The 26,625-nt window shown below is 43.5% G+C and carries 16 protein-coding genes and 1 riboswitch; of the genes, 1 reads left to right on the top strand and 15 read right to left on the bottom strand.

The genetic code is table 11. From position 1 onward, the window contains the following. Positions 1 to 8: 8 nt before the first annotated feature. From B5X77_RS06725 to B5X77_RS06710, 4 genes are all read right to left on the bottom strand, one after another. On the bottom strand, positions 9 to 800 hold the full coding sequence (locus B5X77_RS06725) for a hypothetical protein (RefSeq protein ID WP_079506426.1): 792 nt from the start codon (positions 798 to 800) through the stop codon (positions 9 to 11). A 521-nt stretch (positions 801 to 1,321) separates the two neighbouring features. Next, positions 1,322 to 1,708: a hypothetical protein gene (locus B5X77_RS06720; RefSeq protein WP_079506424.1), complete on the bottom strand. Its 387-nt coding sequence runs from the start codon at positions 1,706 to 1,708 to the stop codon at positions 1,322 to 1,324. Between the two features lie 5 nt (positions 1,709 to 1,713). Next, positions 1,714 to 2,658 carry a hypothetical protein gene (locus B5X77_RS06715; RefSeq protein WP_139378316.1) on the bottom strand — a complete coding sequence of 315 codons (945 nt, stop codon included), beginning with the start codon at positions 2,656 to 2,658 and terminating at the stop codon, positions 1,714 to 1,716. Then, entirely contained in the window at positions 2,594 to 3,766 is a 1,173-nt protein-coding gene (locus B5X77_RS06710) for an RHS repeat-associated core domain-containing protein (protein ID WP_079506420.1), read from the bottom strand. Before B5X77_RS06710 ends, B5X77_RS06715 begins: the two co-directional genes overlap by 65 nt. A 270-nt stretch (positions 3,767 to 4,036) precedes the next feature. Between B5X77_RS06710 and B5X77_RS06705 the strand changes: the two genes are divergently transcribed. Next, a complete protein-coding gene (locus tag B5X77_RS06705) occupies positions 4,037 to 4,237 on the top strand; it encodes a helix-turn-helix domain-containing protein (protein WP_079506418.1) in 201 nt (66 codons plus the stop codon). Positions 4,238 to 4,563: 326 nt separating this feature from the next. Here B5X77_RS06705 and B5X77_RS06700 read toward each other — a convergent pair whose 3' ends face one another. The 11 genes from B5X77_RS06700 to B5X77_RS06650 all read right to left on the bottom strand — a co-directional run bounded on the left by B5X77_RS06700 (position 4,564) and on the right by B5X77_RS06650 (position 26,625). Further along, on the bottom strand, positions 4,564 to 5,004 hold the full coding sequence (locus B5X77_RS06700; protein ID WP_257391743.1) for a hypothetical protein: 441 nt from the start codon (positions 5,002 to 5,004) through the stop codon (positions 4,564 to 4,566). After that, entirely contained in the window at positions 5,001 to 13,679 is an 8,679-nt protein-coding gene (locus B5X77_RS06695) for an RHS repeat-associated core domain-containing protein (protein ID WP_079506414.1), read from the bottom strand. The genes B5X77_RS06700 and B5X77_RS06695 overlap by 4 nt, the downstream gene beginning before the upstream one ends. Positions 13,680 to 13,765: 86 nt before the next feature. Next, positions 13,766 to 13,855, bottom strand: a riboswitch (cyclic di-GMP riboswitch). Between the two features lie 139 nt (positions 13,856 to 13,994). Further along, positions 13,995 to 18,950, bottom strand: coding sequence for an Ig-like domain-containing protein (locus B5X77_RS06690; protein ID WP_079506412.1), 4,956 nt, complete (start codon positions 18,948 to 18,950; stop codon positions 13,995 to 13,997). Between the two features lie 14 nt (positions 18,951 to 18,964). Next, on the bottom strand, positions 18,965 to 19,618 hold the full coding sequence (locus B5X77_RS06685; protein ID WP_079506410.1) for a hypothetical protein: 654 nt from the start codon (positions 19,616 to 19,618) through the stop codon (positions 18,965 to 18,967). An 88-nt stretch (positions 19,619 to 19,706) separates the two neighbouring features. Continuing rightward, positions 19,707 to 21,656, bottom strand: coding sequence for a serine/threonine-protein kinase (locus B5X77_RS06680; protein ID WP_306807292.1), 1,950 nt, complete (start codon positions 21,654 to 21,656; stop codon positions 19,707 to 19,709). A 38-nt stretch (positions 21,657 to 21,694) separates the two neighbouring features. Then, a complete protein-coding gene (locus B5X77_RS06675) occupies positions 21,695 to 22,486 on the bottom strand; it encodes a PP2C family protein-serine/threonine phosphatase (RefSeq protein ID WP_079506406.1) in 792 nt (263 codons plus the stop codon). Positions 22,487 to 22,519: 33 nt separating this feature from the next. Beyond that, positions 22,520 to 23,836 (bottom strand): FHA domain-containing protein, encoded by a 1,317-nt coding sequence (locus B5X77_RS06670; RefSeq protein WP_079506404.1) that lies wholly within the window; start codon positions 23,834 to 23,836, stop codon positions 22,520 to 22,522. 422 nt (positions 23,837 to 24,258) lie between these two features. Continuing rightward, positions 24,259 to 24,561, bottom strand: a complete 303-nt coding sequence (locus B5X77_RS06665) for a pore-forming ESAT-6 family protein (protein WP_079506402.1) — start codon at positions 24,559 to 24,561, stop codon at positions 24,259 to 24,261. Positions 24,562 to 24,591: 30 nt separating this feature from the next. Continuing rightward, positions 24,592 to 24,894, bottom strand: coding sequence for a WXG100 family type VII secretion target (locus B5X77_RS06660; RefSeq protein ID WP_079506400.1), 303 nt, complete (start codon positions 24,892 to 24,894; stop codon positions 24,592 to 24,594). Positions 24,895 to 24,942: 48 nt separating this feature from the next. After that, on the bottom strand, positions 24,943 to 25,134 hold the full coding sequence (locus B5X77_RS06655) for a hypothetical protein (protein ID WP_079506398.1): 192 nt from the start codon (positions 25,132 to 25,134) through the stop codon (positions 24,943 to 24,945). A 3-nt stretch (positions 25,135 to 25,137) separates the two neighbouring features. Further along, positions 25,138 to 26,625: an Mbeg1-like protein gene (locus B5X77_RS06650; protein ID WP_079506396.1), complete on the bottom strand. Its 1,488-nt coding sequence runs from the start codon at positions 26,623 to 26,625 to the stop codon at positions 25,138 to 25,140.

The raw sequence follows: 26,625 nt of genomic DNA, 5'->3' as shown, positions 1-26,625 counted from the left end.
CTTCCTTTCTATTTGAACAATCCAAATCCACCTTGGCCATTAGGACCAGGATGTAAAACATCTTGTAATAATGGGCTTTGGTGTTGATTTTTAGGAACTAGTCTAACTACACCTGGTGTGTCCGCAGGATGATGCCAAGCCCAATCCTTAGATGGATTCTTTAATGCACTCTTTCCACTATTCATATGTCCCATTACATCATAACCAAAGGAATCGTCCATTGCTTTCTTAAATTGGGCATCATTAGCCATTTGATTATAAAATTCTTTATTAGCTGCATTTCGATGCGCACTTCTTGATGCACCATTTCCTGTACTTGCCTCATATAGAGTGCTATATTGTTTTCCATTTCCTATAGAGTTACCCGTACCCTTAGTATCATCAATTCTTTTAATGACCGTAGTTACTACATCATCAGTAACCTTCAGTGCATCACCCGCTACTCCCACAGGTTTATAAAACAGCGAGAAAGATGACAGTGTAACTTGGCCAGGCGAACTTGATGGTTCTTTGATCGTCCTAAGGTCATCCATGTACAGGTAGTCCAGGACACCAACTACTATATGTCCTAATGCACTTGGATCCGGATGATCCCCATAACCTCCCAAGACTCTTCTTTTAGATTCAAATGTTATTTCATAATCGTAACCATTGGATGTAAGAGAATGATTGTTATTTGGACCTTGGGGTTCGATTAATCTAAACTGTTTCTCAAATTCTCGCAGTTGGTGCTGTCTCCAATGGTAAGGAACGGAAACTTCTGTAGAAATAAGCTTTGCATCAGCCGGGAACCCGACCATCGCCCTGATCTTCTCCTGGTTGCCTTTTGCGATTTCCTCTGCGGAGATGAAGACGTCCCACTGATAGGTCTCTGTTTCCGAGAAGGTCTGCTCCCTTGGGTCATGAAGCCTTTTGTAAATATCATCCTGAATCAGAACCGTCGTGTACTGGTAATACCACGTCGTAGTGAATGACTGACGGTATGTGTCAGTGATTCCATCCTTCGTTGTGCTTGTGTTGACCAGGACGATCTCCGAATGGAGGACATTGGACAGGCCTTCGTACAGGTACGTTGTTTCCTTGTGGTACTAGCTTTATATATTTGTATGTTGCCACCTTTAGCATTACTTGCTTTGTCATTCTCGTGTGCAAATATAATCGAATAGTAAGTGTGATTGTTTTATTTAAATGTCACTGCAACCAATCTAGTAAGTTTGCTAACCATCATGAGTATTTGATTCAAAACTCATATTGCTGTTTACCATAAATATCTTAAAGTAAAAAAACCTTGAAAGGCATATAGCCAGTCAAGGTTAAATAATTACAAGTTTATATCATACAAAATGAGATTCCGAGAACTTATCTCAACAAATGTTCCTTTCGGATAAGGTTCTCCCTCGATATCAAGAGTAACTATACTTGATCCAATTCTAAAATCACAACACCCATACTCAAATAATGTTTCAACTTCACAAACTATAACTGTGGAGCTCCCATCACTTTTAATACAGTATTGCTCTTTGACCGACTTAGTAACATCTTTTCTCCACTCTACTGTATCTGGTATTTCTAGCTCGACAAAATATTCTCGACCTTCTATTGGATTTTCTCCATTCCAGCTAGCTTTTCCACCACCAAACTCAGAAGTAAAGCTTACTACAATCTGGTCATTATATTTCCCTTCATTTTTTATTATTTTGATTTTCATGGACATCACCTCTGAATTGGAACTCTTATAATAGTGTTACTGTAAGTCATAGTATCTTCGAATGGGTCATAATCCCACATTTCTTCATGATAATGATGTTTTGTTGGTTTGCTCCCCATTTCATGATTTCCATATCTAATGCTACGTTTTCCATCTGCAGAAAATATTCTATTAGGGTCCGACGTTCCTTTTATAGGATGTATATTCCTATACTCTCCTTCCCCTAAAAACTCCTCCCATTTATTTGTAGCATCCTGAGGTTTTACTGGCCGTGGGGCAGTCTTTTCAGGTAATTCTATTACTTTAGTGTTCGAAGATGGTATTTTACCCGTACCCTTAGCAACTAAATCATCACTTGGATTCTTCGCAAAGGTCTGCAAATCCAATCTTAAAAGTGGAGCTTCCTTCGTCGCTGTATCGACTGCTTTCAGGCTCTTGGTGGTACTTGTCACGGCTTTGCTGATGTTTACCCCTGAATTGATTTTCCCGGAAACACTTAACGGGTTGAGGATGGAAACGGCGTAATACGTTCCCCTTCCCAGGGTTTCATGCCCTGTCATCGCTCCCAGGGATGCGAAGGCTTCTTCCAACCCATGAGTGGTGTCGTACCGTTTTTCTCCGATAAAGCCATTTCTCATCTGGTTGATGCCGGCTTTCATGTTGTAATAGCCGTCCACGATCATATAGGATCCTGCTAATGCTCCCGCTACGGTAGGGGCTGTAAAGACTGCCAATGCCGCACCGCCGACTGCTTCTGCTGCTCCTCCTACTACCTGTAGAGCACCTAATCCAATATCCCACCAGTTCTTCTCTGGTTTCGGGGCTTTTGGTGTTTCAGGCTGCGTCACTTTGGCTAGCTTCGCTAATTCCTTCTGCAGGAATCGGTCATATGCCTGCGGCAACGATACATCCACCGAGACAAGCCTTGCATCCGCCGGGAACCCGACCATGGCCCTGATCTTCTCCTGGTTTCCCTTTGGCGATTTCCTCTGCGGAGATGAAGACGTCCCACTGATAGGTTTCTGTTTCCGAGAAGGTCTGCTCCCTTGGATCATGAAGCCTTTTGAAAATATCATCCTGGATCAGGATCGTCGTGTACTGGTAATACCACGTCGTGGTGAATGACTGCTGGTAGGTGTCAGTGATTCCATCCTTCGCCGTGCTTGTATTGACCAACATGATTTCCGATGGCACTGGTGTCGGAGATGTGCCAGGAACCGGCTCCCAATATTCCTGGGTGTTGGTACCCACCTGGATCAGGTTGGTCTCTCCAGCTTTCACCCATGATGGTACTGCCGCTCCGAATAAATCTTCTGCCATATGCCCCGTTGGATCCCACTGGTTGACCGGGTTGTTCATGACGTAAGCGTAACGGTTGAGTGTCTGGGTCTGGCTGACATCACCTGGATAGGTGTCTTCGCTCATGAATCGTGCCGTGCCCGGGTTGTACCAGCGGGCGTTCATGTCGACCAAACCGGATTTGCCGTCGTAGCGCATGCCGGTGTAGCCATGGTAGTTGTATGGCGTTGTCGTTCCGGTGAAGATGCTGCCGAACGCGTCATAGCGGTAGCGCTCGATGATGTCGCCGTGTCGGTCGGTCACCTCGGATACGGCTCTTGCGCCGTCATACTGGTAATAAAGCATGCCTCCGGTTGTTTTCAGAGCCGGGTCATGTGCCGGGTTGGACAATCCATGCATGCCGAACATCTTGCGTGAGACGATCTGGTTGTCCGGTCCGTTGTAGTACTCTGCAAAAGGAGATCCTGTCGCACTGTATTCCTTATGGAGGACATTGGACAGGCCTTCGTACAGATACGTTGTTTCCTTATGGTACACATGGTCCTTGCCATTCTCCCCGTATTTCTTGTACAGGCCGAGCTTCTTGCCCTGTCCCGGATTGTTGAATGGGCCGTTTCCGGATTTGGCATTGTCGTTGCAGTTGGCTTTGCCTTTGGCCTTGCCCTTACTATTCTCGTTGCCTTTTCCTTTTTCCTGCCCTTTTTTCAGGCCGTCAAAATCCCTCCAGGACATTTCTTCCCGGTAGATGCGGCGTCCCATACCGTCATAGGAGTAGCCGACATAGCTTTCATCCTCGAACTCGGCGAGGGTCAGCTGGTCCCTGTTGTTGTAGCTATATCGGACCTTGCCTTCACGTCAATACCATTCAACTTTTCACCATTCCGTTACATATATTGAGATTAACGTAACGCTTAGCCGCTATATTTAATATATTTATTGTATGCGGCTTTAGCGATACAATCAACCCCTTTACCGATACAATTTTATTGTGTATCGTAAAAGTAATATAAACAGAGGAAGGGAAATATCATGCCAATTTCAATCAAACTAAAGGAAATCCTTAAAGAACGTGACCTCTCTCAACGTGAGTTAGCCCGATTAACAGGGTTACGCCCCAATACTATAAGCCATCTTTGTTCAGAAAATGTGGACAGGGTTTATCTTTCAACATTAGAAACAGTATGCAAAGTGTTAGACATCGACATTCAGGAGTTAATCGAGGTGGAGTAGCCCTCTTGCGATAGTAATCGTTATATGTACGTAAAAGTTGCGAAAAATTTTAAAGGCAGGGAGAAAGCGAAGATAAGGATTTGGAGAATAAAAATAGTAGTAACTGATGATATTATGCATATTTGCTTAATAAAATAATGAGTAAATAGGGCATACGTTTAAAAGGTATTGTACGTATTATATAATTTGTAAAAAACATAATATGGGGCTGACAGGAGTTACTCATTTCCTCTGCATAAAAAATAAACTATTCGTCACTGGGTAGCCCCACCAACAAAAAAGGAACCTTGAAAGGCATTTAGCCAATCAAGGTTTCAAAGGTGTTCCTACCAATTTCCTCTCTCAAAATCTGGATTATCTATTTCTTTGATATATACTGATATCCATAAAACTGTTTGTTCAACGGGGTCTGTTTCAAGGTAAACTCCTTTAGAACTACAATACACTTCTTCAAAATCATCATAAACAAAACTTGGTTCTAGCTTTATAACATCATCAATGTGCATTCCTACCCTAATTTTATTAAATAAAGTACCATAATAGTTACTTGTAGCAGTTATTTTAAATAACTTGCCATTTAATAAATTAAACCATAAATCTAATGAGTTATCTATTTCATATCTTATCAAATATTTCCCTAATAGTTTCGGTTGTTTACCATATTGTTCTATCATTGAATAAAACTCATTGATGTGACTATTTAGTTTTATTCCGCCCATTCCTTCCCAAGGGACGATAGGTGCCTGTAAATCAATCAAATATGTCACTTCCCAGTAAAAATAATAGTAGCATTTTCTTTTCCATCAGTTTTATAAGTGTTCTTTGTTCCATCTACAATTTTAATTATACCTTGGTCACTTGTACTAATTTTTATATAAGGATTATCCCCATGTCTGCCTCCACCAGGTGATACTTGTAATTGTGTTATATTTCTACCGTCTCCTGGATTATTAATTTTAATTATTTGTGCACCAGAGCGTGATTTAGTAGAGGCTTTTACAGTAACATCATAACCTTGACTCTTTAAAATTCCAGCAATTTCATCCGCATTCTTTCCACTAAATACACTAAGGTTAGATTTTATTGAGTTAACTGTAACTCTACCATTACTAATAACATTATCTATACCCTTAGGACCTTTCAAACCCTTCACCAATTTCGGCGCTGATGTTACTCCTTTAGCTCCTAGTCCGGTTACTATGATTTCGTAGCCTGCTCTTCCCGCTACCCTGGATCCTGAATTTTCAGTCGTATAGGTAACAATATCTGAAATCATCGTCTGCCCGACCTTATACTTGTAAGGGATATCCATAGGGTTTGTGCTGATCATCTTGCTAAGATGAATGAGGGAATCCCCTGGGTGGGTAAACAGATACTTAACACCATCAATTGTTGAGTTAAACCCATCTGCTATTCCGCCGCCAAATTCAGACCAGTCCACAAGGTTTAATCCTATCCCTGAATAAGTTGGGTAAGAATAAGGATTAACTCCTCCTGCTAGTGACGGGTTAATGTATGGGAAAATCATCTTCGGTATTTCAGGTACATCCGTCTTTTGATGTTTGGCCAATTGTCTTTGCAGGAACCGATCATATGCCTGCGGCAACGATACATCCACCGAGACAAGCTTTGCATCAGCCGGGAACCCGACCATCGCCCTGATCTTCTCCTGGTTGCCTTTGGCGATTTCCTCTGCGGAGATGAAGACGTCCCACTGATAGGTTTCTGTTTCCGAGAAGGACTGCTCCCTTGGGTCATGAAGCCGTTTGTAAATATCATCCTGGATCAGGATCGTCGTGTACTGGTAATACCACGTCGTGGTGAATGACTGCTGGTAGGTGTCAGTGATTCCATCCTTCGCCGTGCTTGTGTTGACCAGCATGATTTCCGATGGCACTGGTGTCGGTGATGTGCCAGGAACCGGCTCCCAATATTCATGGGTGTTGGTACCCACCTGGATCAGTTTGGTCTCTCCAGCTTTCACCCACGATGGTACTGCAGCTCCGAATAAGTCTTCCGCCATATGCCCCGTCGGATCCCACTGGTTGACCGGGTTGTTCATGACGTAGGCGTAACGGTTGAGTGTCTGGGTCTGGCTGACATCACCTGGATAGGTGTCTTCGCTCATGAATCGTGCCGTGCCCGGGTTGTACCAGCGGGCGTTCATGTCGACCAGGCCGGATTTGCCGTCGTAGCGCATGCCGGTGTAGCCATGGTAATTGTATGGCGTCGTTGTCCCGGTGAAGATGCTGCCGAACGCGTCATAGCGGTAGCGCTCGATGATGTCGCCGTGTCGGTCGGTCACCTCGGATACGGCTCTTGTGCCGTCATACTGGTAATAAAGCATGCCGCCAGTTGTTTTCAGAGCCGGGTCGTGTGCCGGGTTGGACAATCCATGCATGCCGAACATCTTGCGTGAGACGATCTGGTTGTCCGGTCCGTTGTAGTACTCTGCATAAGGAGATCCGGTCGCGCTGTATTCCTTATGGAGAACATTGGACAGGCCTTCGTACAGGTAGGTCGTTTCCTTGTGGTACACATGATCCTGGCCATTCTCGCCGTATTTCTTGTACAGGCCAAGCTTCTTGCCCTGTCCCGGGTTGTTGAATGGGCCGTTTCCGGATTTGGCATTGTCGTTGCAGTTGGCTTTGCCTTTGGCCTTGCCCTTACTATTCTCGTTGCCTTTTCCTTTTTCCTTCCCTTTTTTCAGGCCGTCAAAATCCTTCCAGGACATTTCTTCCCGGTAGATGCGGCGTCCCATTCCGTCATAGGAGTAGCCGACATAGCTTTCATCCTCGAACTCGGCGAGGGTCAGCTGGTCCCTGTTGTTGTAGCTATACTGGACCTTGCCTTCACTGTTTGTTTTGGAGATGACATTGCCATTGTCGTCATACTCATAACGCTCTTTTCCAGCTGTCTGCAGCTGGTTCATTTTGTTATACGTATATTCGGTGGTTCCTTCGTCATCCGTCATCGTCAGCCTGTTTCCGGCTGCATCGTAGGTGTACTTGACTTTGCTTTGTGGATTCACCAAATAATCTGGCAGGTCATCCACTGGTCCGTTGCTCAGGTCAAGTTCGATGTTCCCATCAGGTCCGCATGATAAAGGTGATTTGTTATTTTTGCCGTTGTTTTCTTTGCCCTTGGACGGTTTTTCCTTTTCTGCCGGTTTGCCTTTTCCTTTTTCAGAGCTGTCTTTTCTGCCCTTGTTTGGATTATTTCCTTTATCAGACTTGTTCTTGTCTTCTTGAGCAGGAGACTTGCCCTTGTCTTTAGTTTCACCAGTAGTTTTCTCTTCTGGTTTTCCTGTAGTCTTCTCCTCTTTGGCCTTCTTCTCATCTGAAGCATTAGGCTCTTTATTTTTTTGTCCTTTCTCCGAACCTGGTGCCGTTTCAGAAACATCAGCTTTTGCTGCTTCTGCCTTGGAGCCGCTGAAGAAGCTGACTATGCTTTCCCACAGATTCTTAAAGAACCTTCCGATTGCCTCTGCCGCTGCTTTTATTTTTTCTTTAATAAAGGCAATGATTTTGTTTTCGTTTTTCTCTTCCTCAGTCTTTTTGTCTTTTGAGTCTGACGAAGCTGCTGCTTCCCTCACTTCATCATCAGCATTAGAAGAATCAAGAGTGGAATCCAAAGCTTCTTCTTTGCCAACCTTTCCATTTTCCAGGTTTTCTGGTTCGGTCACTGAGGAGCCTGATGCGTCTTTCTCCTCTGAACCGCCAATCATGTCACCAATAAGTGGAAGGGCAACAATTTTTTCTTGTATTTTCTTCATTCCAGATTCGATCGACTCTATTCCTGATTCAATCGACTCTGAAATTTTCCCTGGTTTCTTGCTGCCATCAGAAGGAGTATCTGGCTCATTCCTCAGGCCTTCGATCTTCTGCTTTGGATAAATGACTGCTGTCAATCGGTTTAAGGCATCGTAGCTATACTTTGCAGCCGCTCCGTCTTCCTCGATCTGCGCAGTACGATTGCCGTTTTTATCATACTGATACGCAAAGGAAGAGAAGACTCCATCTGAATTTTCATTTTCAATTTCAGACAGGTTTCCATCCTTGTCATAGCTTCTGGCAATGGTGTTGCCGTTCGCCATGCTTCTCTTGATTTCACGGCCCAGTCCATCGAACTTAAAGGATGTGACGTTTTCATCAGGATCCGTCACACTCGACATTTGGTTCCGCTCGTCATACGTATAGGCAGTGGTCCGGTCCTCGCTGTTTGTTACCTGGAGCATGTTTCCGACAGCATCGTACTTGAATTGCAGCTGTTTTTCCAGCTTCACATTGTCCTGCAATGTCATCCTACCCATCGCATCATATTGATACTTTTCATGGGATGCAGGGGAAGATATTCCCGACAATCTTCCGGCTTTATCATATTGATAGTTGATCTTTTCATCGCCATAGTCGGCGCTTTTCACCTGGCTCAGCTGCGAGTATTGATAAGCAACCGTATTGCCATTTGGCATCGTGACGCTTCCGAGCTGGCCTGCAGGATCATATGAATATTGCGTCTGCTTGCCGAGCGGATTTGTCTCTTTTGAAACCTGGCCATTAAGATTATACTGCCAGCTTCTCATGTTTCCATTCGGGTCGGTCTGCTTGATCATCTGGCCGAGCTTGTCATATTCATATTGGGCAGTTCCCTTTAAAGCATCCTTTACCTTGGATAACAGATTCAAAGAGTTATATTGATAAGAGGTATTGTAGCCTAAAGGATCTGTTTCTTTTACAAGATTGCCCGCTTTGTCATATTCATATTTCCTCGTATTTCCTTGAGGAGAGATTTCTTCAACGACACGGTTCAGCGGGTCGTATTTATAGCTGGTTACGGCACCAACCTGATTGTTAACAGACAGCATGTTCCCGGCTCTGTCATACTCCCAGTGAGTCTTGTAGCCTTTTGCATCTGTTACCTGGAGAGGACGGCCGATTTCGTCGTATTGGTACGAAACCTGGTGCTCAAGCGGATCTGTTTCGCTTAAGACATTTCCTTCCGCATCATACGTATACTTCGTTTTAAAACCAAGAGGATTGGTTTCCTCAAGGAGGTAGCCTACTTTATTGTATGTGTATTTCCATGTCTCTCCCGCAGGATTTGTCTTCTCGAGGATCCTGGAGAGCAGGTCATATTTAAATCCGGTTTCCCCTCCAGCCGGATCTGTCAGCACTTCAAGATTCCCGGCGCTGTCAAATTTGTACTTTGTTGCGCGCATCAGCGGGTCGATTGCTTTTGTATTCCTGCCAATGGCGTCATATTCGTAAGCCCAGATTCCGCCTTCAGGATCGATTTCCTGTACGAGATTGCCAAGCTTGTCATACTTGTAAGCAGATTTTCCGCCGTCCGAGTTTGACTGGGCAGCCAATCTGTTCAGGTTGTCATACTGGTAGGAAATTTTCCCGTCCGCCGGGTTCGTCATGCTTGTCATGTTGCCAGCAAGGTCATATTCATAGCTTGTTGCATGGCCATTTTTATCGACTGACGAAAGGACATTGCCCACTGAGTCATAAGTTGTTTTTTCCATATTGCCGAGTGCATCCTTCACTTCCGTCAGACGGTTAAGAGGATCGTATTTATATAATGTCTTGTTCCCTAAAGGATTCGTTTCCTCAATCAGATTCTGGAGCGCATCAAATTTTTGGCTAATGACTGCTCCAGTTGGATCGGTTACTTTTACAATTCCTGCCTGGTCACTGAACTCATACTTCGTCGTTTTGCCTCGTCGGTCTGTTTCAGATACCAGCCTGCCAAGGGCATCATAATCAAATGAACGGCTTTTCCCCATAGGATCGACAGTTTCAAGGATATTTCCGACCTCATCATATTGGTACTTGGTGACCCCGGCCATGGGATCGATTGTTTCTATATTTCTTCCCAGTGCATCATAATTATGTGAAGTGACTGCACCATTCGGCATGATTGCCTGTTTTAAACGGCCGGCCTGGTCGTATTCATAGGATGTGGCCTGATTAAGCGCGTTGATTGTTTTGATCAGCTGGCCAAGCTTATCGTACTGGTATTGTGTCTTATTTCCTGCAGGATCCGTCACTGAAAGCAGCTCACCTGCAAGGCTGTATTCCATTGCGGAATTCTGGCCAAGGGCATCGGTTACTGTCTTTACGTTGCCGAATTCGTCATATTGGTAGGAAGTATTATTGCCAAGAGGGTCAGTCATGCTCGTAACCCTTCCCAAGGCGTCATACTTCATTTTTTGTTCGGCTCCATTAGGCTGTGTCACCAACTCTGCCTGTCCTAATGGATTGTATTGATACTCTGTCTTCCCTTGAAGCGGATCCACCATCTCTTTAACCCGGCCAAGCTTGTCGTATGCCCATGTCATCGTCTGCTTGAGCGGGTTCGTCATGGTTAGGGTCCGGCCCATCACATCATAGGTATTGCTGGTTGCTCCCTTGATATCTTCCGATTTTGTCACTCTGCCGAATGAATCATAGGACAGTGTCGTTTTCTGCCCTAGCGGATTAATGGCCTCATATAATCTGCCTGCATCATTGTACTTGTATTCTGTAACAGCATTATCCGGCCGTGTTTCCCTTGTGACCTGATCAAGGACGTTATAGGAAAATTGTATTTTTTGGCCGAGTGCGTCCTCAATGATGGTTGGACGGCCTGCCTTGTCATAGGTCCAGGCTGTCTTTTCGCCAAGAGCGTTGCTAAACTCGCTGATCAAGCCCTGGCTATTGTATTTGTATGTCAGTTTCGTTCCATCTGGACGAGTGTAAGTTGATGTGTTATCTGCTGCATTATAGGTCCACTTATGGACTCTGTCCATCTGGTCCACTGTTTCAACCAGGCGGTCCAGTTCATCGTATTTGAAGGTTTGAGTGCTTTCTTTTGGACCCATGATTTTTTCGGTACGGCCTAATTCATCGTAATAGAATGAAGTGACCTGGTTCAGCGGGTTTTTAATCGCCGTCAGGTTCCCTATTGCATTATAAGAATAGGTAATCTTTCCGCCTGCAGGGTTGATTACCTCTGTTGCATGGCCGTTTTTATCATAATCATAGCTCGTGATCTGCCCGAGAGCATTTTTTACTGTGGCGAGCTGCCCGCCTGGATGGTAAGTATACTCCTCGGTGGTCCCGTCACGGAGCGTCTTTTTATAAACCTGTCTAATAGAATCATATAAATAAGATTCTTTTGTGCCGTCCGCATATACTTTATCCTTTAATAAGCCAAGTCCGTTATAGACATACTGGACTGTCTGGCCATCAAACGACTTTTCCTTTTCCAAACGTCCGATTGAATCATAATCATAGTTTTGTACTCTTCCTGCTGGATCAGTGATTGATGTAATCTGCTGGGAGTTATTGTACTTATAGCTGGTTGTACGGCCAAGCTCATCCTTGATTGTGTCAACCAGGCCCTTTGAGTTATAAACATACTCGAGTGTACCCCGTGGCGATGTCACTTTCTCCGCCCCGTGCTCTCCATAAACATAAGAGGTTGTACCCTCGATTGTTTTTAAGGTTTTCAGTCTGCCAAGTCCGTCCCAATCATAGGATATCACCTGGTTTCCTGGTGCCATTACAGTTTTTACCCTTCCAGTCTTGCTGTCATAGGAATAGACATATTGGTATCCTTTTGGGTTTGTAATGGTTTCCAGTTTGCCAGCGTTATCATACTTATGGGATGTCACCTGACCCAGCTGGTTGGTAATCGTCAGGATCCTGCCAGCCTTGTCATAGGAATACTGCAGCGTCTTCCCATCAGCATAGGTGACCTTCAGGAGATTCCCATCCCCGTCATATTGATATTGCTCTCTATAGCCGTTAGGCTCCTGCATCGATTTGATGTGCCCAAGGCTGTCAAAAGTGTAGCTGGTGATTTCACCTTTTGCGTTCTTCGCCTGTTTCATATTGCCAAAAGCATCGTATTCGAAGGTGATTTGAGCGCCAGCAGAATCCTTCGCCCAAAGCATGCGGCCCTTGCTGTCGTGGCCATAAGTCGTAACAATTCCATTTTCCGTTTTCTTTGTTAATTTTCCGTTGGAATCGTACTCATAAACGGTTGATTTTCCAGTGGATTCATTGATCGTTTTTGGCTGATTCCATAAGTCCTCATATGTATAGGTTGTGGTTACGCCAAATATGTCAGTCTTTGTCTTAATACGATCCTTATCATCATAGGAAAAGCTTTCTGTTCCTGTGCTGGAAATTTTCTTCGTTATCTTTCCATTATCGTTGTTTTCAAAGCTTGTCTGATATCCCAGCGGGTCAGTGACACGGACAGCCTTCTCTTTTGCAATATGATAAGTCCATGCTTCTCCTGCTGGATTTTGCTTAATGGTTTTCGTCAGTTTTCCTGAACCGTCAGTTGTATAAGAATAGCTATACAGGACAGCGCCAGCAGGATTTTTCGCCGTTTTGACACGATTGTTGCTGTCATACGTGAATGAAGTGGTTTCCCCTTCACCATTTGTGATCCCTGAAATACGGCCGCCGTCATAAGAATAAGTGATTGATTTATTTCCTGGGTAGTTTACGTTTTCCAGTCTTCCAGAGCCATCATAAGAGAAGCTGATTTTACGGTTTTCTGGATCAATCAGCTCACTGATATGGCTGCCTGACCATTTGATCTGGATCGTGCGGCCGTAATCGTCTGTCATCGTTTCAAGCTTGCCTTTATTGTCGTAACCGTATTGAATGCTGTTGCCATAACGATTTGTTTGTTTGACCAATCTTCCGACTTTTTCGTCCTGGCCTTTTCTCCACGATGCATAGTAGCCATAATAGGTATATTTTGTTTTATCAGCTGTTTCAACAACATACTCAAACTGGCTAATCCTTGTAAGCTTATCGCCATTGGCCGCTGTAATATACTCGCCCTTGTCAAGCTCATAGTTTGTCATGGAGTCTTCATCGTATTCGGTCACATAGGCATTCGGATCTTTCTTGTCGAATGCGTAGCTTTGGGTGCTGCCGTCTAGGCGGCTTTCTCCCATTGAAAACTCGGCATACATTTCGAGTCTTGATTCCAGTGATGTGGTCCAGCCTTTCCCAAAAGGACCATCTTCGGTATTATTGCTGGAGTAATCTCTCTTGATGCCAAACGGACGCAATACTTCCGGGACAAGAATATCTTCTTCCTTCAGTTCCAAATATCCGTTTTCGACGTTGACAGGCGGTTCAGCAGTCGTGTTTGCAGGCGGAGGTGCCTGCTGCTGCTTTCTTGGAGCCACCTGGCTGTTTGGAATTTCTGGTGAAGTATTTGGCACCGTGGGCTTGATTCCCTGGGCTGGATTGTTGACCGGCTGGTGCTGGTCGATTTCCGGCAGCAGGCCAAGAAGGTTCTCAGGATTGGAATAAAACTCCTGTTCAAAAGCCTTTTTTTCAGCATATGCCTGCGCTGGATAGACCCCAACACTACTGAATAGGATGATTGCAGATAAAAATATTACGGTAAATCTTTTAAAATACATAAAAACTCCTTTCTTTCCGTGTGTAAAAGGGCATACTTCGCCTTTTGGTTACCGGTAAAAAAAGGAGTTTACTAGGATGAATGATTCACGGCAACCCAGCCGCCATAATAGGATATACCCACCTTAGGCCTGAAGCTTTGCGTCCCCGCCTTTCAACGGGTTTGCCTTTTACTTGAATAGTTATAAAGTTTTAGTTCTATATAACTATACTACAATTATTTACAAATTCTGATTATTTTTTATAAAACAGTACATTTTTCCTATTATTTTCGACAAAAAATCCAGAGGATTGATTCCTCTGGATTTTTTCACTTATTATTCTTCTTCAACTTTCAACTTGCGTCTTCTAACCATCATAGTTGCTGCAGCTCCGATTAATCCTACTAAACCAGCAACCGTCCCGCCCAGCAAAGGTTTATTTTCATAAAACTTAACTAACGCTCCCTTTTCGACGATTTCGAATGCAATGACCGTTGTTTTTTCATTGCCGGCTTCGTCATAGGCAGTTACTTCGATTTTATATGGCTGGATTTTCGCCAGTTTGGTCTTGATTACTTGGTTGCCATTTTCCTCGATTACGTCACCTTCGAACATTTCACCGTTGATCATGACTGATTTTATTTTGTCATTCGGATTATCGAGGCGGATGGCGACATCAACTGGGTCATAGTATTTCTGTTTATTTTTTACACCTTCATAGACTACCTTTGGTGCAGTTTTGTCGATGATGAACTCGACGCTCAGCTGCTGGATGTTGCCTGCTTTATCTTTCACCTCGAAGAACATGACGTGTTTTCCTTCTTCCTTGATCGGTTCGCCAGCTTCATATGGCTTGCCGTCAAGCATCATCGCGATGATGTCATAAGAACTCATGTCCTCGATCAAAAGCTGTGGCAGAAGGTCCGAGTTGAAATACTTATTCGAAATTGGCTCTTTGAACTTAATAACAGGCGATGTTTTATCGATTGTGAAAACAATTGTTCTTGATGAAACATTTTTAGCCAGGTCTGTGACAACTGCTTTCAAAATATAATCCTGTTCGTACTCAAGCTTTGTTCCGTTTTCGAATGTCTTGCCATTTAAGGTTACTGATGTCTTGCTGCTATCCAGATGGATATCTGAATACGTCACTTTTGGCGCGATGTTCTTATTGAAGAATCCATCGAGTACGCCGGAAATATTCAGCATCGGCTTTGTAGTATCAAGTGTAAAGCTGATTTCCAGTGTTGATTCATTGCCGGCTTTGTCGCGGGCAAGAACCTTGTATGTGTACTTTATTTCCCTTGCAGCAACAGGGATGTTTCTGCCAAGGTTTGCGCCATTGTTCAGTGTCGCGGTTACAATCATATCCTCGGCTTCATCCAGGGCAAACTCCGGAGTGAATACTTCATTGATATACTCACCATTCTTAATGACACGATTCTGTCCTTTGAACTTCGGCGTGATGACTGGCTTCGTCTTATCGATGGTGAACTTCATCGTCTTGCTGAAACTGTTGCCCGCTTTGTCGGTTGCTTCAACCAGGATGTGGTATTCACCTTCTCCGCTGAAGTTGTGGCGGAAGGAAGCAAGATCTCCATTTACAGAGAAGCCGCCTGCGTTATATCGCGCACCATTCCTTGTGACAGTCATTTTGTTGATATCAAGGTTCACGTCTTTAATTGTAACGTTAACAGGTTTATCAACATTGTAATAGGCATTATTTTCGACACCTGTAATCTCGATTTCCGGCTTGGTTTCGTCGATGGTAAACGTCCTTTTCTCAGTGATAGGACCATTACCGGCTTTGTCCTCTGCTGTGACATGGATTGTGTAAAGACCGTCCCTGGTAAAATTATATCCTAATTTTGATAGCTTACCGGTGTTCTTCCAGGTACCGATAGGGAATCCGGCTCCATCTTTTGTTGCACTGATACTCACATTGTTCGTATCATAATTCAATTCATCAATCGAGATCGTGACGTTTTTGTTTTCAGGATAGAAAGAATTGTTTTCGACGCCATCGATTTTTACGACTGGGTTGGTTTTGTCGATGATGAAGGCAATTTGGTCCTGTTTCTTCGTATTGCCAGCTTTGTCCGTTGACTTTAGGTTGATTACATATTTGCCTTCATCAAAGAATGTATAGCTATTTACAGCAACTGTTTTTGAATCAGCAAGCAACTTCAACTTGCCAACGTTGTACGGCTTACCATTTTTCTCAACTTTTAGTTCTGTGTATGATAAGTCAATATTTCGGTCTTCTGCCCTCATCTTAACCAGCATATTGGTTCTGTAGTTTTGACCATTTTCTATGTCTGTCAACAAATTTACTGTTGGGTCTGTTTTGTCGATGGTGAAAAGGATCTTCTCTGTATCACCTTTATTCCCTGCAGCATCAGTTGCTTCTGCAGTGATTTCATATTCGCCATCGCGGTCGAACAGGTGACTTAGATTGGAAACCTCTTTAACATTTTTCCATTCACCAATATGATAATCTACTGGCTTTCCACCTACTTCCTCTTTTTTTGTTACAGTTATATTTACATTGTTGTTTTCGTAGTTTTTCTCAGTTACTCTAATGGTAACTTTTTGAGGTTCGTTATTATAACGTTTAATTTTTGTTATATCTACTGTTGGCGGTTTATTATCAATAGTGAATGCTATTTTTTTATCATCTATATTTCCAGCCCCATCTGTTACTAAAATATAAAATTCATAATCTCCGTCTTTACTAAACGGATAACTTTCTTTAGATACTTCACCAGTTTTTTTCCAAGAAAGTTTATGTTTCTTCTCGGAACCATTCAGTAAATAGTATACTTCGATATTACTAACTTTATAGTTACGTTCGGTTAATTCTAAATCAACTGAGCCATTCTTGATAAAAGAATTATCACTAATTCCATTCAATTTTATCTTTGGCGATGTAGTATCAATTGTGAAATAGATTGGTTCTTCGGAAATATTATTTCCTTTTAAATCTTGGCCTAAAAACTCTACTTTATAATCTCCTTCATCAGTAAAAGAAAGTGATTGGTTGGTTGTCTTTAACCTTCCGTCCTTCTTAACTTCATCCCAATTTGAATACTCAGTAATTTTACCATCAGGTTTTGTCACCTTAACTTTTGGGTTTCCCTTCTTAATGTCAAGAGTTAGATCTTCAAGACCAACTGTAAAATTCACACTTCTATAATGGCCATTATTCTCTACTCCACTGACTTTTACATTAGGAGGTTTTTTATCGATTGAAAAGTTCACAGAAGTATTATTGTCTGGCGGATTTTGGGCTTTATCTTTAATATCAAATTCAATTTCATAATTACCTTCATCAGTAAAACTGTATTTGAATAGAGCACCGCTCTTTCCATCTTCCTCAATTAAGTCTACCGTGGGTTTATAATCAAGTTTCTCTCCATCACGTTTAATAATGATTTTAGTTGTTTCAACATCGAAGTTCAAATCAAGTACTTTCACACTAAAATCTTGAATTCCACCATAATCTTCTTCTTCTTTTAACCCGGTTATAATCAAATCTGGTGGAGTCTTATCAATCGTAAATTTTATAGGACCTACAGAATTGTCACTGCCAACATAGTCTTTGGAACTTAAGAAAATCTCATACACACCGTCTTTTGTAAAGATATGGTCCGTATGACCAGTGAATAACAATTCTGTAAACGGTTTAATCTCAGTATATGATTCCGACCCTTTTTTTACAGTTAAAAAAGTTTCTAGTAGATTAAGTGTTATATCTTTTACCGAGAACTCAATTTTTGTATCATCGTTAAAATATTTCCCGTTTATTTCCTCATTAAAAAGATTACTAGTCTCAATAAATATATCAGGTTTCTTTTCCTTATCTATTTTGAACTTTATAAACTTTGGCTCCCCATCGTCCCCATTTTTATTTCCTGCTTTATCAGTTGCCAGGAATTTAACAGTGTATTCTCCATCGTTAACTGCTTCAAATTTGGCAATACCGTTGTTAATCGTCGGTTTAGTAATATCCTCCCTACCGTCAATACTCGTTTCTATTAAAGTAACTTCTGCTGACTGTAGATTAAGTTCATCCAAAACAATTTCAACATTTTGAGACTCGTTATAACTATTGCCATTCTTCACGTTGTATGTATACTTAGGTGGTGTATTATCAACTATAAACGTAAAAGATACAGGGGCATGTTCTTTGCCCTTTTCATGCAGGTCTGTAACAGTGATGATTGCTGTATACTTACCATCTTCATAAGAACCATCAGGTTTTTGTGGGATTTGGTATTCTACTATCTTTGTTGTTCTCCCATCCTTTTCCATAGGCTGGTTTAAGACTTCTTCTTTTTCATCTTTCAAAAGAATGAGATTTGCAGTTCCTATTGAAACTGCACTTTCAACTTTTATCCCAATTTTCGCAGTTTTAACATGCTCCCACTCATTTATTGATTTCTCACTATCAGTTTGATTGATTACCGATATTTCAGGTTTATAATCTTCTTTTGAGACTGTTAATTGGAGCGGTTCAACAGGTAGTACAGTATTGCCAGCGAAATCCTCTGCTACTACAGTTATTGTATATTCTCCATTTTGGTCGAAAGTAAGTGTTTTGGTATAACTTTCACCATCATTATTTTCATAAGTAAATAATTCTTTAGGGCCATCGTTTTTGCTCTTGAATATTTTTATTGAACCAGGTTTGAGATTTTTCTCTAAAACTTCGACAGTTAGGTTTATATCTTTATCATAAAAATTACTACTTGGTTTTCCGTCAGGATCTAATAATTTTACAACAGGACTAGTTGAATCTTTAAATACCTTGAAGGAATTGCTCGAAGGAGAGTTTCCCCAAATATTATTCTCTGAAATGACAACATTAATATCAACCCCCCCATCCTGAAGTGATTTTATTTTCACTTCATATGAGCCAGAAAATTCGTCATTTTGTATTACTGGCGTTATGGATATATCTGAGATTAATTTATTATCTGACTGCTTAACAGTAACTGATACAGGGTTATTAGTGGTAGGGTTAATTTTTATTGGGTCTTGTACTCTTTCATAGTCTTCTTTTAAATCAATAAGAAAAGCTACCTCATCTTTTTTTGTCCATATATCTTTTGTAGGTTGATCTTTCATTTCCCACTGATATCCCTCAAAATTAATATATTTCTTAGCTTCGGTTTCATTCGACCAAACCCTCCCATTGAAAACCAAAACAGAAGAGATCAATACTAATAAGATCGGAAGAACGATGGCCCATTTATTAGGCCGCCTTTTCTTTTTCCTTGGTTCGAGCATTTCTCATTCTCCTTTTAAATGATGGTATTGGAGTGGACAATCATAATATCCACTTGTTTCTGAAAACGTGGTTCTTCTTCTGTCAGCAAGGTGGTCTCATTGATGTCGTCTAATAGTGTTGTTTCATCCATGTCATCTGGTTCTGCTGTAAGGACGGTGGTTTCATTCCAGTCGGACAGGATGGTCGTCTCGGTTGGTGCTTCATGGGAGGCACTCCCGCCGGCTGAAGTTCCGACTGCTACTGGTTCCCGAACCGGAGTTTCAGCCAACAAAGCTGTCGGCTCATCCCCGTCATGCATGAGCAGCACTGTCGGCTCAAGTCCCTCTTGTTTAAGCAAAGCTGTCTGTTTGAAGCTCTCCTTGCTCAAAAGCGCTGTTGGTTCCATTTGCCCGCTTGCCATTTTCTCCGTTGGCTCCGCATACTCACCAGCAGCGACTTCCTTCTCGACGTTCTTACGGACATGGATTTCCTTTGTAGTGGGCTTCGTGATGGTATCGGTCTGGCTGCCGGTCGTTTTCCTGGCTTTTCTCCCTGCCCCTGGAAAATTCCAGCCTGTAAGATCTGTGATGACCTGGGCTATATTGAGTTTTACGTAGGCGAGAATCGCAATCACCAGCGTGATCACTGCGCCTGCCAAACCGCCGTAAAACATGATCTGGTATGCCAATCTTCTTCAACTGCCTTCCTTGGGAGCATGGGAACGTAACCATTGCTTTTTTTCTGAAGCAAATGTACATTCCTCCGCTTGCGCTCCGCTAGAGAATATTCAAGTTTTCCATGCGTCTAGTGAGTTTTTTGTAGCCTTCATCTTCTTTGACACCAGGCAGGGTGCCTGCTTTTTCATAGACTTTTTTCGCTTCGGCGTAGTTCCGTTTGCCTTCTTCTTTGTTTTGTTCAATGTCCAGGAGCAGGTTGCCTAGCTTCACATGGGCGTTGATGCTTTCAGGGAACTTTTTCAGCGCCGTGTTCCTGAAATGCTCGACTGCCCGGGAGAATTCACCCATTTCTTGATAAATGACGCCAATTTTAACGTAGACATCTTCCTGGTCAGCAACGTTCAAATCGAGGAGGTTGTTGTAATGTTCGATTGCTTTTTCATAATCCTCGCGGGCACTCGCTTGGTCTTCGGAATTCACGCCGCGGCTGTAGTACGCCTGTGCCAGCTTCTGTTCGAATTCCATCTCGTATTTGAATTGAAGCTGCTCGCTCTCAAGCTTTTCGAGCACTTCCTTCGCCTTCTGGACAATTTCGATTGCCTGTGTGTTCGCATCCGGAATCTGGCTTTTATATGAAATATAGATATTTGCAAGAGAGTTGTAGTTATCGATTTTTTTGCTGTCGTTAGCCAGGCCGTCATTGTATTCGTGAAATTCCTGAAGGTCTCCGGCAAATTTGGCATAATCCACGTTCAGGCTGCTCATTGTCGTTGCCAGCGACTTGTAATATTTCGCATCCGGAAGTTCCTTTTCATCGACCTGCTGGAAGTATTTAAGTGCATTGTTATAATCTCTTTTCACATCGAAATAGGTCATCCCCATTTTAAAAAGAACTTCGTTATTCTCGTGGACTGCCCCGTATTTATCCTGTATGTATGATTCCATCTTGGCGAGTCCTTCGTCGGTCTGATTTCTATTAATATATAAATCAAGCAGATTGATATATGCCTCTGGGCGTTCTTTGTCTACGCGGGTCGCGCTTTCGAGAAGCTTGATTGCTTCCGTCTGCTCCCCGTCCATCAAGGCAATGCTTGCTTGATTAACTAGATTCATATAATCCTGAAACTGCTCGTTTTTCATGCCTTTGTAGCCCAGAGCAGATGTGGTTGTGAACGCCAGGAACAATACCGCCGGAACAAGGAACATGGCTAGCTTTTTGATCAGCATGTTCTTGTAGCCCTTTGTCAGCCTGTTGATGTGCTCGAGGTCATAACTCAGCTCCTCACAGCTCTGGTACCGGTTCGCCGGCTCCGCCTGGGTACATTTTTTGATGATATGCTCGAGGCCTTCAGGAAGCGATGGATCCCACTCACGTATAGGCCTGATTTCAAACGGCGGTTCACTCAGGCTTTTCCCGGTGACGAGATGGTAGAGAGTGATACCCAAACTATAAATATCCGTTTTCGCGTCCGTCTGCCGGCCGGAAATCTGTTCGGGGGCCGCATACCCTTTCGTCCCGAGATTCGTAGTGTCAGAGAGGTTCTCGGTTTTAAATTCACGAGCGATCCCGAAGTCAATCAGCTTGATTTTCCCCTCGGGCGTCAGCATGACGTTATCCGGCTTCATGTCGCGGTAAATGATTGGATACGGCTTTCTGGAATGCAGATACCCGAGCACATCACTCAGCTGCTTTGCCCACTCGATGACCTCTTTTGCAGGAATTCTGCCGTCCCGCTTCAGACGTTCCTTCAGCGACTCACCCTCTATGTAATCCATCACCACATAAATGTCGCCTTCGGACTCGATGATGTCATAGATTTTCGGCAGCGAGCCATGGTCGAGCTTTTTCAGCATGTTCGCCTCGACGACAAGGCTGTTGATCAGCAGCTCGTTATTGCTGTTGCTGCGCTTGCGTATATCCTTGACGACGAGCGACTTGTTGAGCCGATTGTCCATCGCCAGGTAGACGACACTCATGCCGCCGCGCCCGATTTCCTTCAATATTTCATATCTGTCATCAATAATCGTGCCAATTTGTATCAAAGTCATTCCTCCCAGAAACGTGGGCTGGTTCTTGTGCACCCCTATTAGTGGGACGTGAGAACCGTCCCCATGTCCCTTTTTGCCAGGAGAATCGAAATATTGTCTGTTTCCTGGCGTTCTTTTGCGAGCTCGACAAGTTCAACGAGCTTATCCTTCATGCTTTTTTCTTCTGTAAAATATTGCGGATTCAGGTTGGCGAGGATTTCTTCATCTCTAATCTCATGGTAAAAACCATCTGTGCAGAGCATAAACATTGTTCCGCTTTCCACTTCGCCTGAAGTAATGACGATGTTGATATCCTTTGTTGCACCCACGCACTGGAGCAGAACATTCCGACGCGGGTCGATCCTTGCCTGTTCTGCGGTAATGTTCCCCCGCTTGAGCTCTCGTTCGACGAGCGTCTGGTCCTCGGTCAGTTTTACAAGCTTGTCATTAATTCTGTACGCTCTGCTGTCCCCAATCTGCAGAATGTAATACTGCTTATGGAGGATGAGCAAAGCCGTAATCGTCGTACCGAGCTTTACGTTCGAAGCCTCTCCATATTCAAGAATTTTTTTGTTCAGCTCGCGTATACGTTCCCCAAGCTTGGCGGGAATGTCACTTTCAACGGTACCTGACTCCAGCAGCTCCGGCAGTTCGAGATCAAACCAGTCAGACATCCCCCTGATTACCGTGGCACTTGCCAGTTCACCGTGAGAAAGTCCGCCCATTCCGTCGCAGATGATAAACAGGCCGATTTCGCCTTCAGGCGTCTTCGCAGTTTTCAGCAACAAGCCATCCTGATTCGTTTTCTTTTTGATTCCAATGTCGGTATGATAGGCCACTTGAAATGCCACTTTGCTACCCCCAATTGATTAGCTGATTTGACCTTAATAAAGCCTGAAAATAAATTCCTCATTCGCCAGCTTGATTCTGTCTTCGTGTTTGATTTTGACTTTTTCCTTTGGCGTGAGTTTCACGCCGTTGACGTAACTGCCGTTTGTCGAGTGATTGTCCTCAATGAAATATTCGCCATTCGATATGATTACATGAGCATGGACCCGGCCTATCACTTTGTTTTCCGATGCGAAGTCCGCTCTTATTGGATCCCGGCCAATTTTGAAAAAGTCCTTGGCAATCGTGATTTTTTCATTTTTGGAAACAGCCAGTAAAAATGGCCTGCGCAATGAATGTCCGAGAGTTGTTGTGCCCTCATCCTCGTCGTCAGGAAAAACCCCCAACACTGTTGTGCCTTCATTTTCAGGTTCAAGATTGGCCAGTGCCGGCTGGATATTAATCGAGGTACCCCCGCTTAGTTTTGAGGCTTCTTTTAACAGCGCGTTGTTCTCACCAAGCTCAGCCCTCGTGATTCGCTTGTAGTTAACCTCTTCCTCGATTTCGAGATTGCGTCCTGTTTTTACATCCTTCTTCTGGCTCGTGTATTCAGAGGTCAGCACGCCATTGTCGACACTTGTTTTGACAGTGTGGACCTCACTGCCCGGGCTGTAGAAGTTCGGGTTGATGGACGGTATTTCAAGTTCCGGTTCTTCATGGAGAGTTTCTTCGTTGGCTTTGGCTGCAGGCGGTGCTGGTTCCTGCTTTGGTTTCTCTGGCATTTTGTAAGGCTGTCGTAAGAGTGTTTCATCTCCGGCCAGCTCGTTCATTTTTTCCAGGAGATGTTCTGGCGTGATGTGCTCCGCTTCGACCAGAAAGTTATGGAGTTTAACAAAAAATGCGGCATCATCATCTTCATCGTAAGGAGCCGAAAGCAGCAATTCACGCAGAAAGTCTTTAAGTGATACCTTTTCAAAAATATTATTTTTTACTGGAAGGTAGATAAAAACTAATCTGTTTGAAAAATTATCAATAAAGATCTCACGCTGACTAAACACGAAATGCTCGATATCCAGGCCGCTTTCTTGTGCATCCACGAGTGTTTCAGCAATGTTAAGGAAGCTGTTGTACAGCCGCTCCTTTGTCGCCGCCGCGGAATTCAGCATTTCAAGCGTGTTATCGGAAATCATGTCATAGCGAAGAAAGCAGTTGTCGCCCTCTAAAATCGCATGGCACGGCAGGATTCCCGCTACCCGGCTCGCCCTCAGCAGCTCCACCTGGCCGCCATCGATATCCGACTTGCTGCCCGCATGATAATAAAGGAATTTTGAGATTCCGTAGCTTTCCAGTTTAAATTCCACGTGTTTGATCATCGCGCTTCGACTCCAATTTTGAATTTATGTATGATTTAAAAGACCCCAGCCTCGAAATTGTGATTCAAATAGGTTTATTTATGTTTCTGGCAATTTTATTTACGGTTCTGCAGCTTTATTAGAAATTAATTACGTATTATTAATAGTCGTCCGTATTTTTGAGACAATGAAAGCTTTTCAACCTGCTAATTCTCGGATATTCCGGTTAGAGCACTTTTATTCCCGGTTGGTCGACGGATATTTCCGGTTGGAGCGCTTTTATTCCCGGTTGGTCGACGGATATTCCCGGTTGGAGTGCTTTTATTCCCGGTTGGTCAGCTTTTTTAAACGGTTGGGAAAAATACTTGAACTTTCTGCCTGCTGGATTTTACAGAAGGGCAAACTGCACTCGCTGCTTGCCCCCTACCCTCTGTAAAAAGTGATTACTTAAAAGAGCTGGCGTTGTTGTTGATTGCTGTTTCTGCAGTGTTGTAGTTTGTGACAGTGTTATCCAAGAATTTGGCATAGCTGTCGACGACCTGGCGATATTCTTCAAATCGTGGTGCCAATGAGTTGAAGTTGCCGCGGATTGTGTTGGACGCATCAGAGTTCCATGATGACGCAAGTGCGTTCATGTCCTTCTTGATTTCTTCTAATCTAGTGGATAATTGCTGGTTCAGGTTGCGGATTTGGCCCGCCGTTTTGCTAACCTCGCCGAGCGAGATTTTGATTCCATCTCCTGCCAATGTATTTCACCTCCTGCGTTATGTTATGGATTAGTTGCTCAATCTCTTAGCCTGGTTAATAACTTCGCCTTGAGTTTCGCGGTATGTCTTCGCGCTCGTTTTCAGGAACTCAGAGTATTGTCTCATCAACTGAGTCATCTTTTGGAAGTCGTCCATGAATCCTTTGATTTGTGCAGTGTATGTCTGGTTATCGGTACCCTGCCATGCTGCGGCCATGCCTTCCACTTCGCTGAAAAGAGCTTTATAGTTTCTTTCATAGTCAGCTGCCTGCTGGTCAATCTTGTTAGCAGTCGTCTCAAGCTTTGCTGGTTCAACAGTGATTGATCTTGCCATCTTATTCACCTCCTTTCAAGTCATGTTCATATATGAACTCTAATAGAGTCATATTCTTCTTAACTTATAGCTTACATAGCGGTATTTTTCCGCGGAACGACGCAATCCCGCAGCAGCTTTTACCGAACCGATGCCTTTGAATTCATGGCTGAGACCGTTAGAGATATCATCAAGTTCACGGGCAATGGCACTAGCTTCAGCAGCAATTCTATTAATCTTGCTTCTCACTTTAGGATCCATGATCTACCCCCTGATTGAACTGGCTTTTCCGGCAAGAAACCTTTCATTCTTCTGTAAAAGCTCCGCCGTGTTGTTCAGATAATTAATGCTCTCCGGGATCCTGAAGTCGAACGAAGTGCTGATATCAGCAGCCAGGACATTATCCAGCCCGGCAATTCCAGCTTCCCAGTACAAATCATCAATCATGTCATTGAGCTGGGCGATTCGCTTTTGAACGGACCGTAGACGGTTGGCGTAGTAGAACAGCCTTGGGATGTCTACTTTTATATAAGGTTCGACAGCGACACTTCCTCCTGAAAAGAAATCCATCGCATTGGTAAAAAGACTCCTAACCCTATTGGCAACAGTATCTAAAAACCTGCCCACATTCGCTGCAAGCTGCCTGCCAAAGTTCTGGATACCGGAAATGAACCTCACTGTTTGTTCCCTTACATAGTTTGCTGCGTCAATCATCCCCTGCCAGGTGGTGTAAACGATGTTGACCGCTGCTGATGTAATCGCCATAGCCGCTTCTCTAGCCTGCTGCATGGCTGCAGCCGCTGCTTCCCTAACTTCACCCACTACAGCTGATGCAGTTTCCCTCACCTGGTCAACCGCTCCATTCACTAAATTGGCAACAGAGCTGCCAAACGAGTAGTAAAGGTCACGGGCAATATCCCTGACCAGCCATTTATCCGGGTCGCGGGCGTCAGCAAGGCTTCCATCACTATTGAAGTTCACACTCGTCTCATAATGCGGATAAAAAGGATCCCCATAGGTTCCATGTTCCTTATTCAATTTAACAATTTTATCAACATAAGGACCGTATCCCAGATGGGAAACGAAGTCGCCTTCGTAAGTGATAAAAGTGAACCGGTCGCCTTTTAAGGCATCTTTTTGGCTGTCATCAAGATTGAACCACCATAATGGTGCACCATTGACGATATAGGCGTTCACATTTTCCCTCAGATCGTTCACATACACATGGGAGCCAAGGTTGCCGCCTTTTGAGTGACCATAAATGGTGATAGCGCCTTCCATCATCGCGACATTCTTTTCATAAAACTCCATTGCTTCTCGATGCTGCTGCGTTTCAATACTGACACCGGCCTCAATATTTCCCTTCCAGTCAGTCCGCAAATGATTCCAATCTCCCGGGTTTTCACTGCCCCGGAACAAAACGGCCCCATTTCCCTCATTATCCTTGATGGCATAGCCAACAAAACCTGACTCCGAGGCCCCGTTCGTGTTATTCGCTTCATTTGGGTTATGATTCTGGTAACCTGTCAGCCTGACACTATTCAAGGGTGAGTCTGCATGATCATTTAAATAGTTTTTAAGATTAGCTAGCCGGTCTTCATCAACAGGAACATCATTATGTTCAATCTTTTTGATGATTTCAGTTAATGTGTAGGTGTTCCGATCATCAATCTTTAAGTTGGGGGGCAGGTCGATATACGATAACTGTAAAAGAAGATTCTTTTCTTCATCAGTCAATTGATCAAGTGCCAT

The organism is Mesobacillus jeotgali, from assembly GCF_900166585.1.
In the GTDB taxonomy this organism is placed as follows: Bacteria; Bacillota; Bacilli; order Bacillales; family Cytobacillaceae; genus Mesobacillus; species Mesobacillus jeotgali_A.
This window is presented reverse-complemented; position numbering and strand designations above follow the sequence as displayed.

Coding starts and splice junctions, on each gene's coding strand:
- B5X77_RS06725 (WP_079506426.1), bottom strand. CDS start 800: ATGGTCGGGTTCCCGGCTGATGCAAAGCTTATTTCTACAGAAGTTTCC.
- B5X77_RS06720 (WP_079506424.1), bottom strand. CDS start 1,708: ATGAAAATCAAAATAATAAAAAATGAAGGGAAATATAATGACCAGATT.
- B5X77_RS06715 (WP_139378316.1), bottom strand. CDS start 2,658: ATGGTCGGGTTCCCGGCGGATGCAAGGCTTGTCTCGGTGGATGTATCG.
- B5X77_RS06710 (WP_079506420.1), bottom strand. CDS start 3,766: ATGGGACGCCGCATCTACCGGGAAGAAATGTCCTGGAGGGATTTTGAC.
- B5X77_RS06705 (WP_079506418.1), top strand. CDS start 4,037: ATGCCAATTTCAATCAAACTAAAGGAAATCCTTAAAGAACGTGACCTC.
- B5X77_RS06695 (WP_079506414.1), bottom strand. CDS start 13,679: ATGTATTTTAAAAGATTTACCGTAATATTTTTATCTGCAATCATCCTA.
- B5X77_RS06690 (WP_079506412.1), bottom strand. CDS start 18,950: ATGCTCGAACCAAGGAAAAAGAAAAGGCGGCCTAATAAATGGGCCATC.
- B5X77_RS06680 (WP_306807292.1), bottom strand. CDS start 21,656: ATGACTTTGATACAAATTGGCACGATTATTGATGACAGATATGAAATA.
- B5X77_RS06670 (WP_079506404.1), bottom strand. CDS start 23,836: ATGATCAAACACGTGGAATTTAAACTGGAAAGCTACGGAATCTCAAAA.
- B5X77_RS06660 (WP_079506400.1), bottom strand. CDS start 24,894: ATGGCAAGATCAATCACTGTTGAACCAGCAAAGCTTGAGACGACTGCT.
- B5X77_RS06655 (WP_079506398.1), bottom strand. CDS start 25,134: ATGGATCCTAAAGTGAGAAGCAAGATTAATAGAATTGCTGCTGAAGCT.
- B5X77_RS06650 (WP_079506396.1), bottom strand. CDS start 26,625: ATGGCACTTGATCAATTGACTGATGAAGAAAAGAATCTTCTTTTACAG.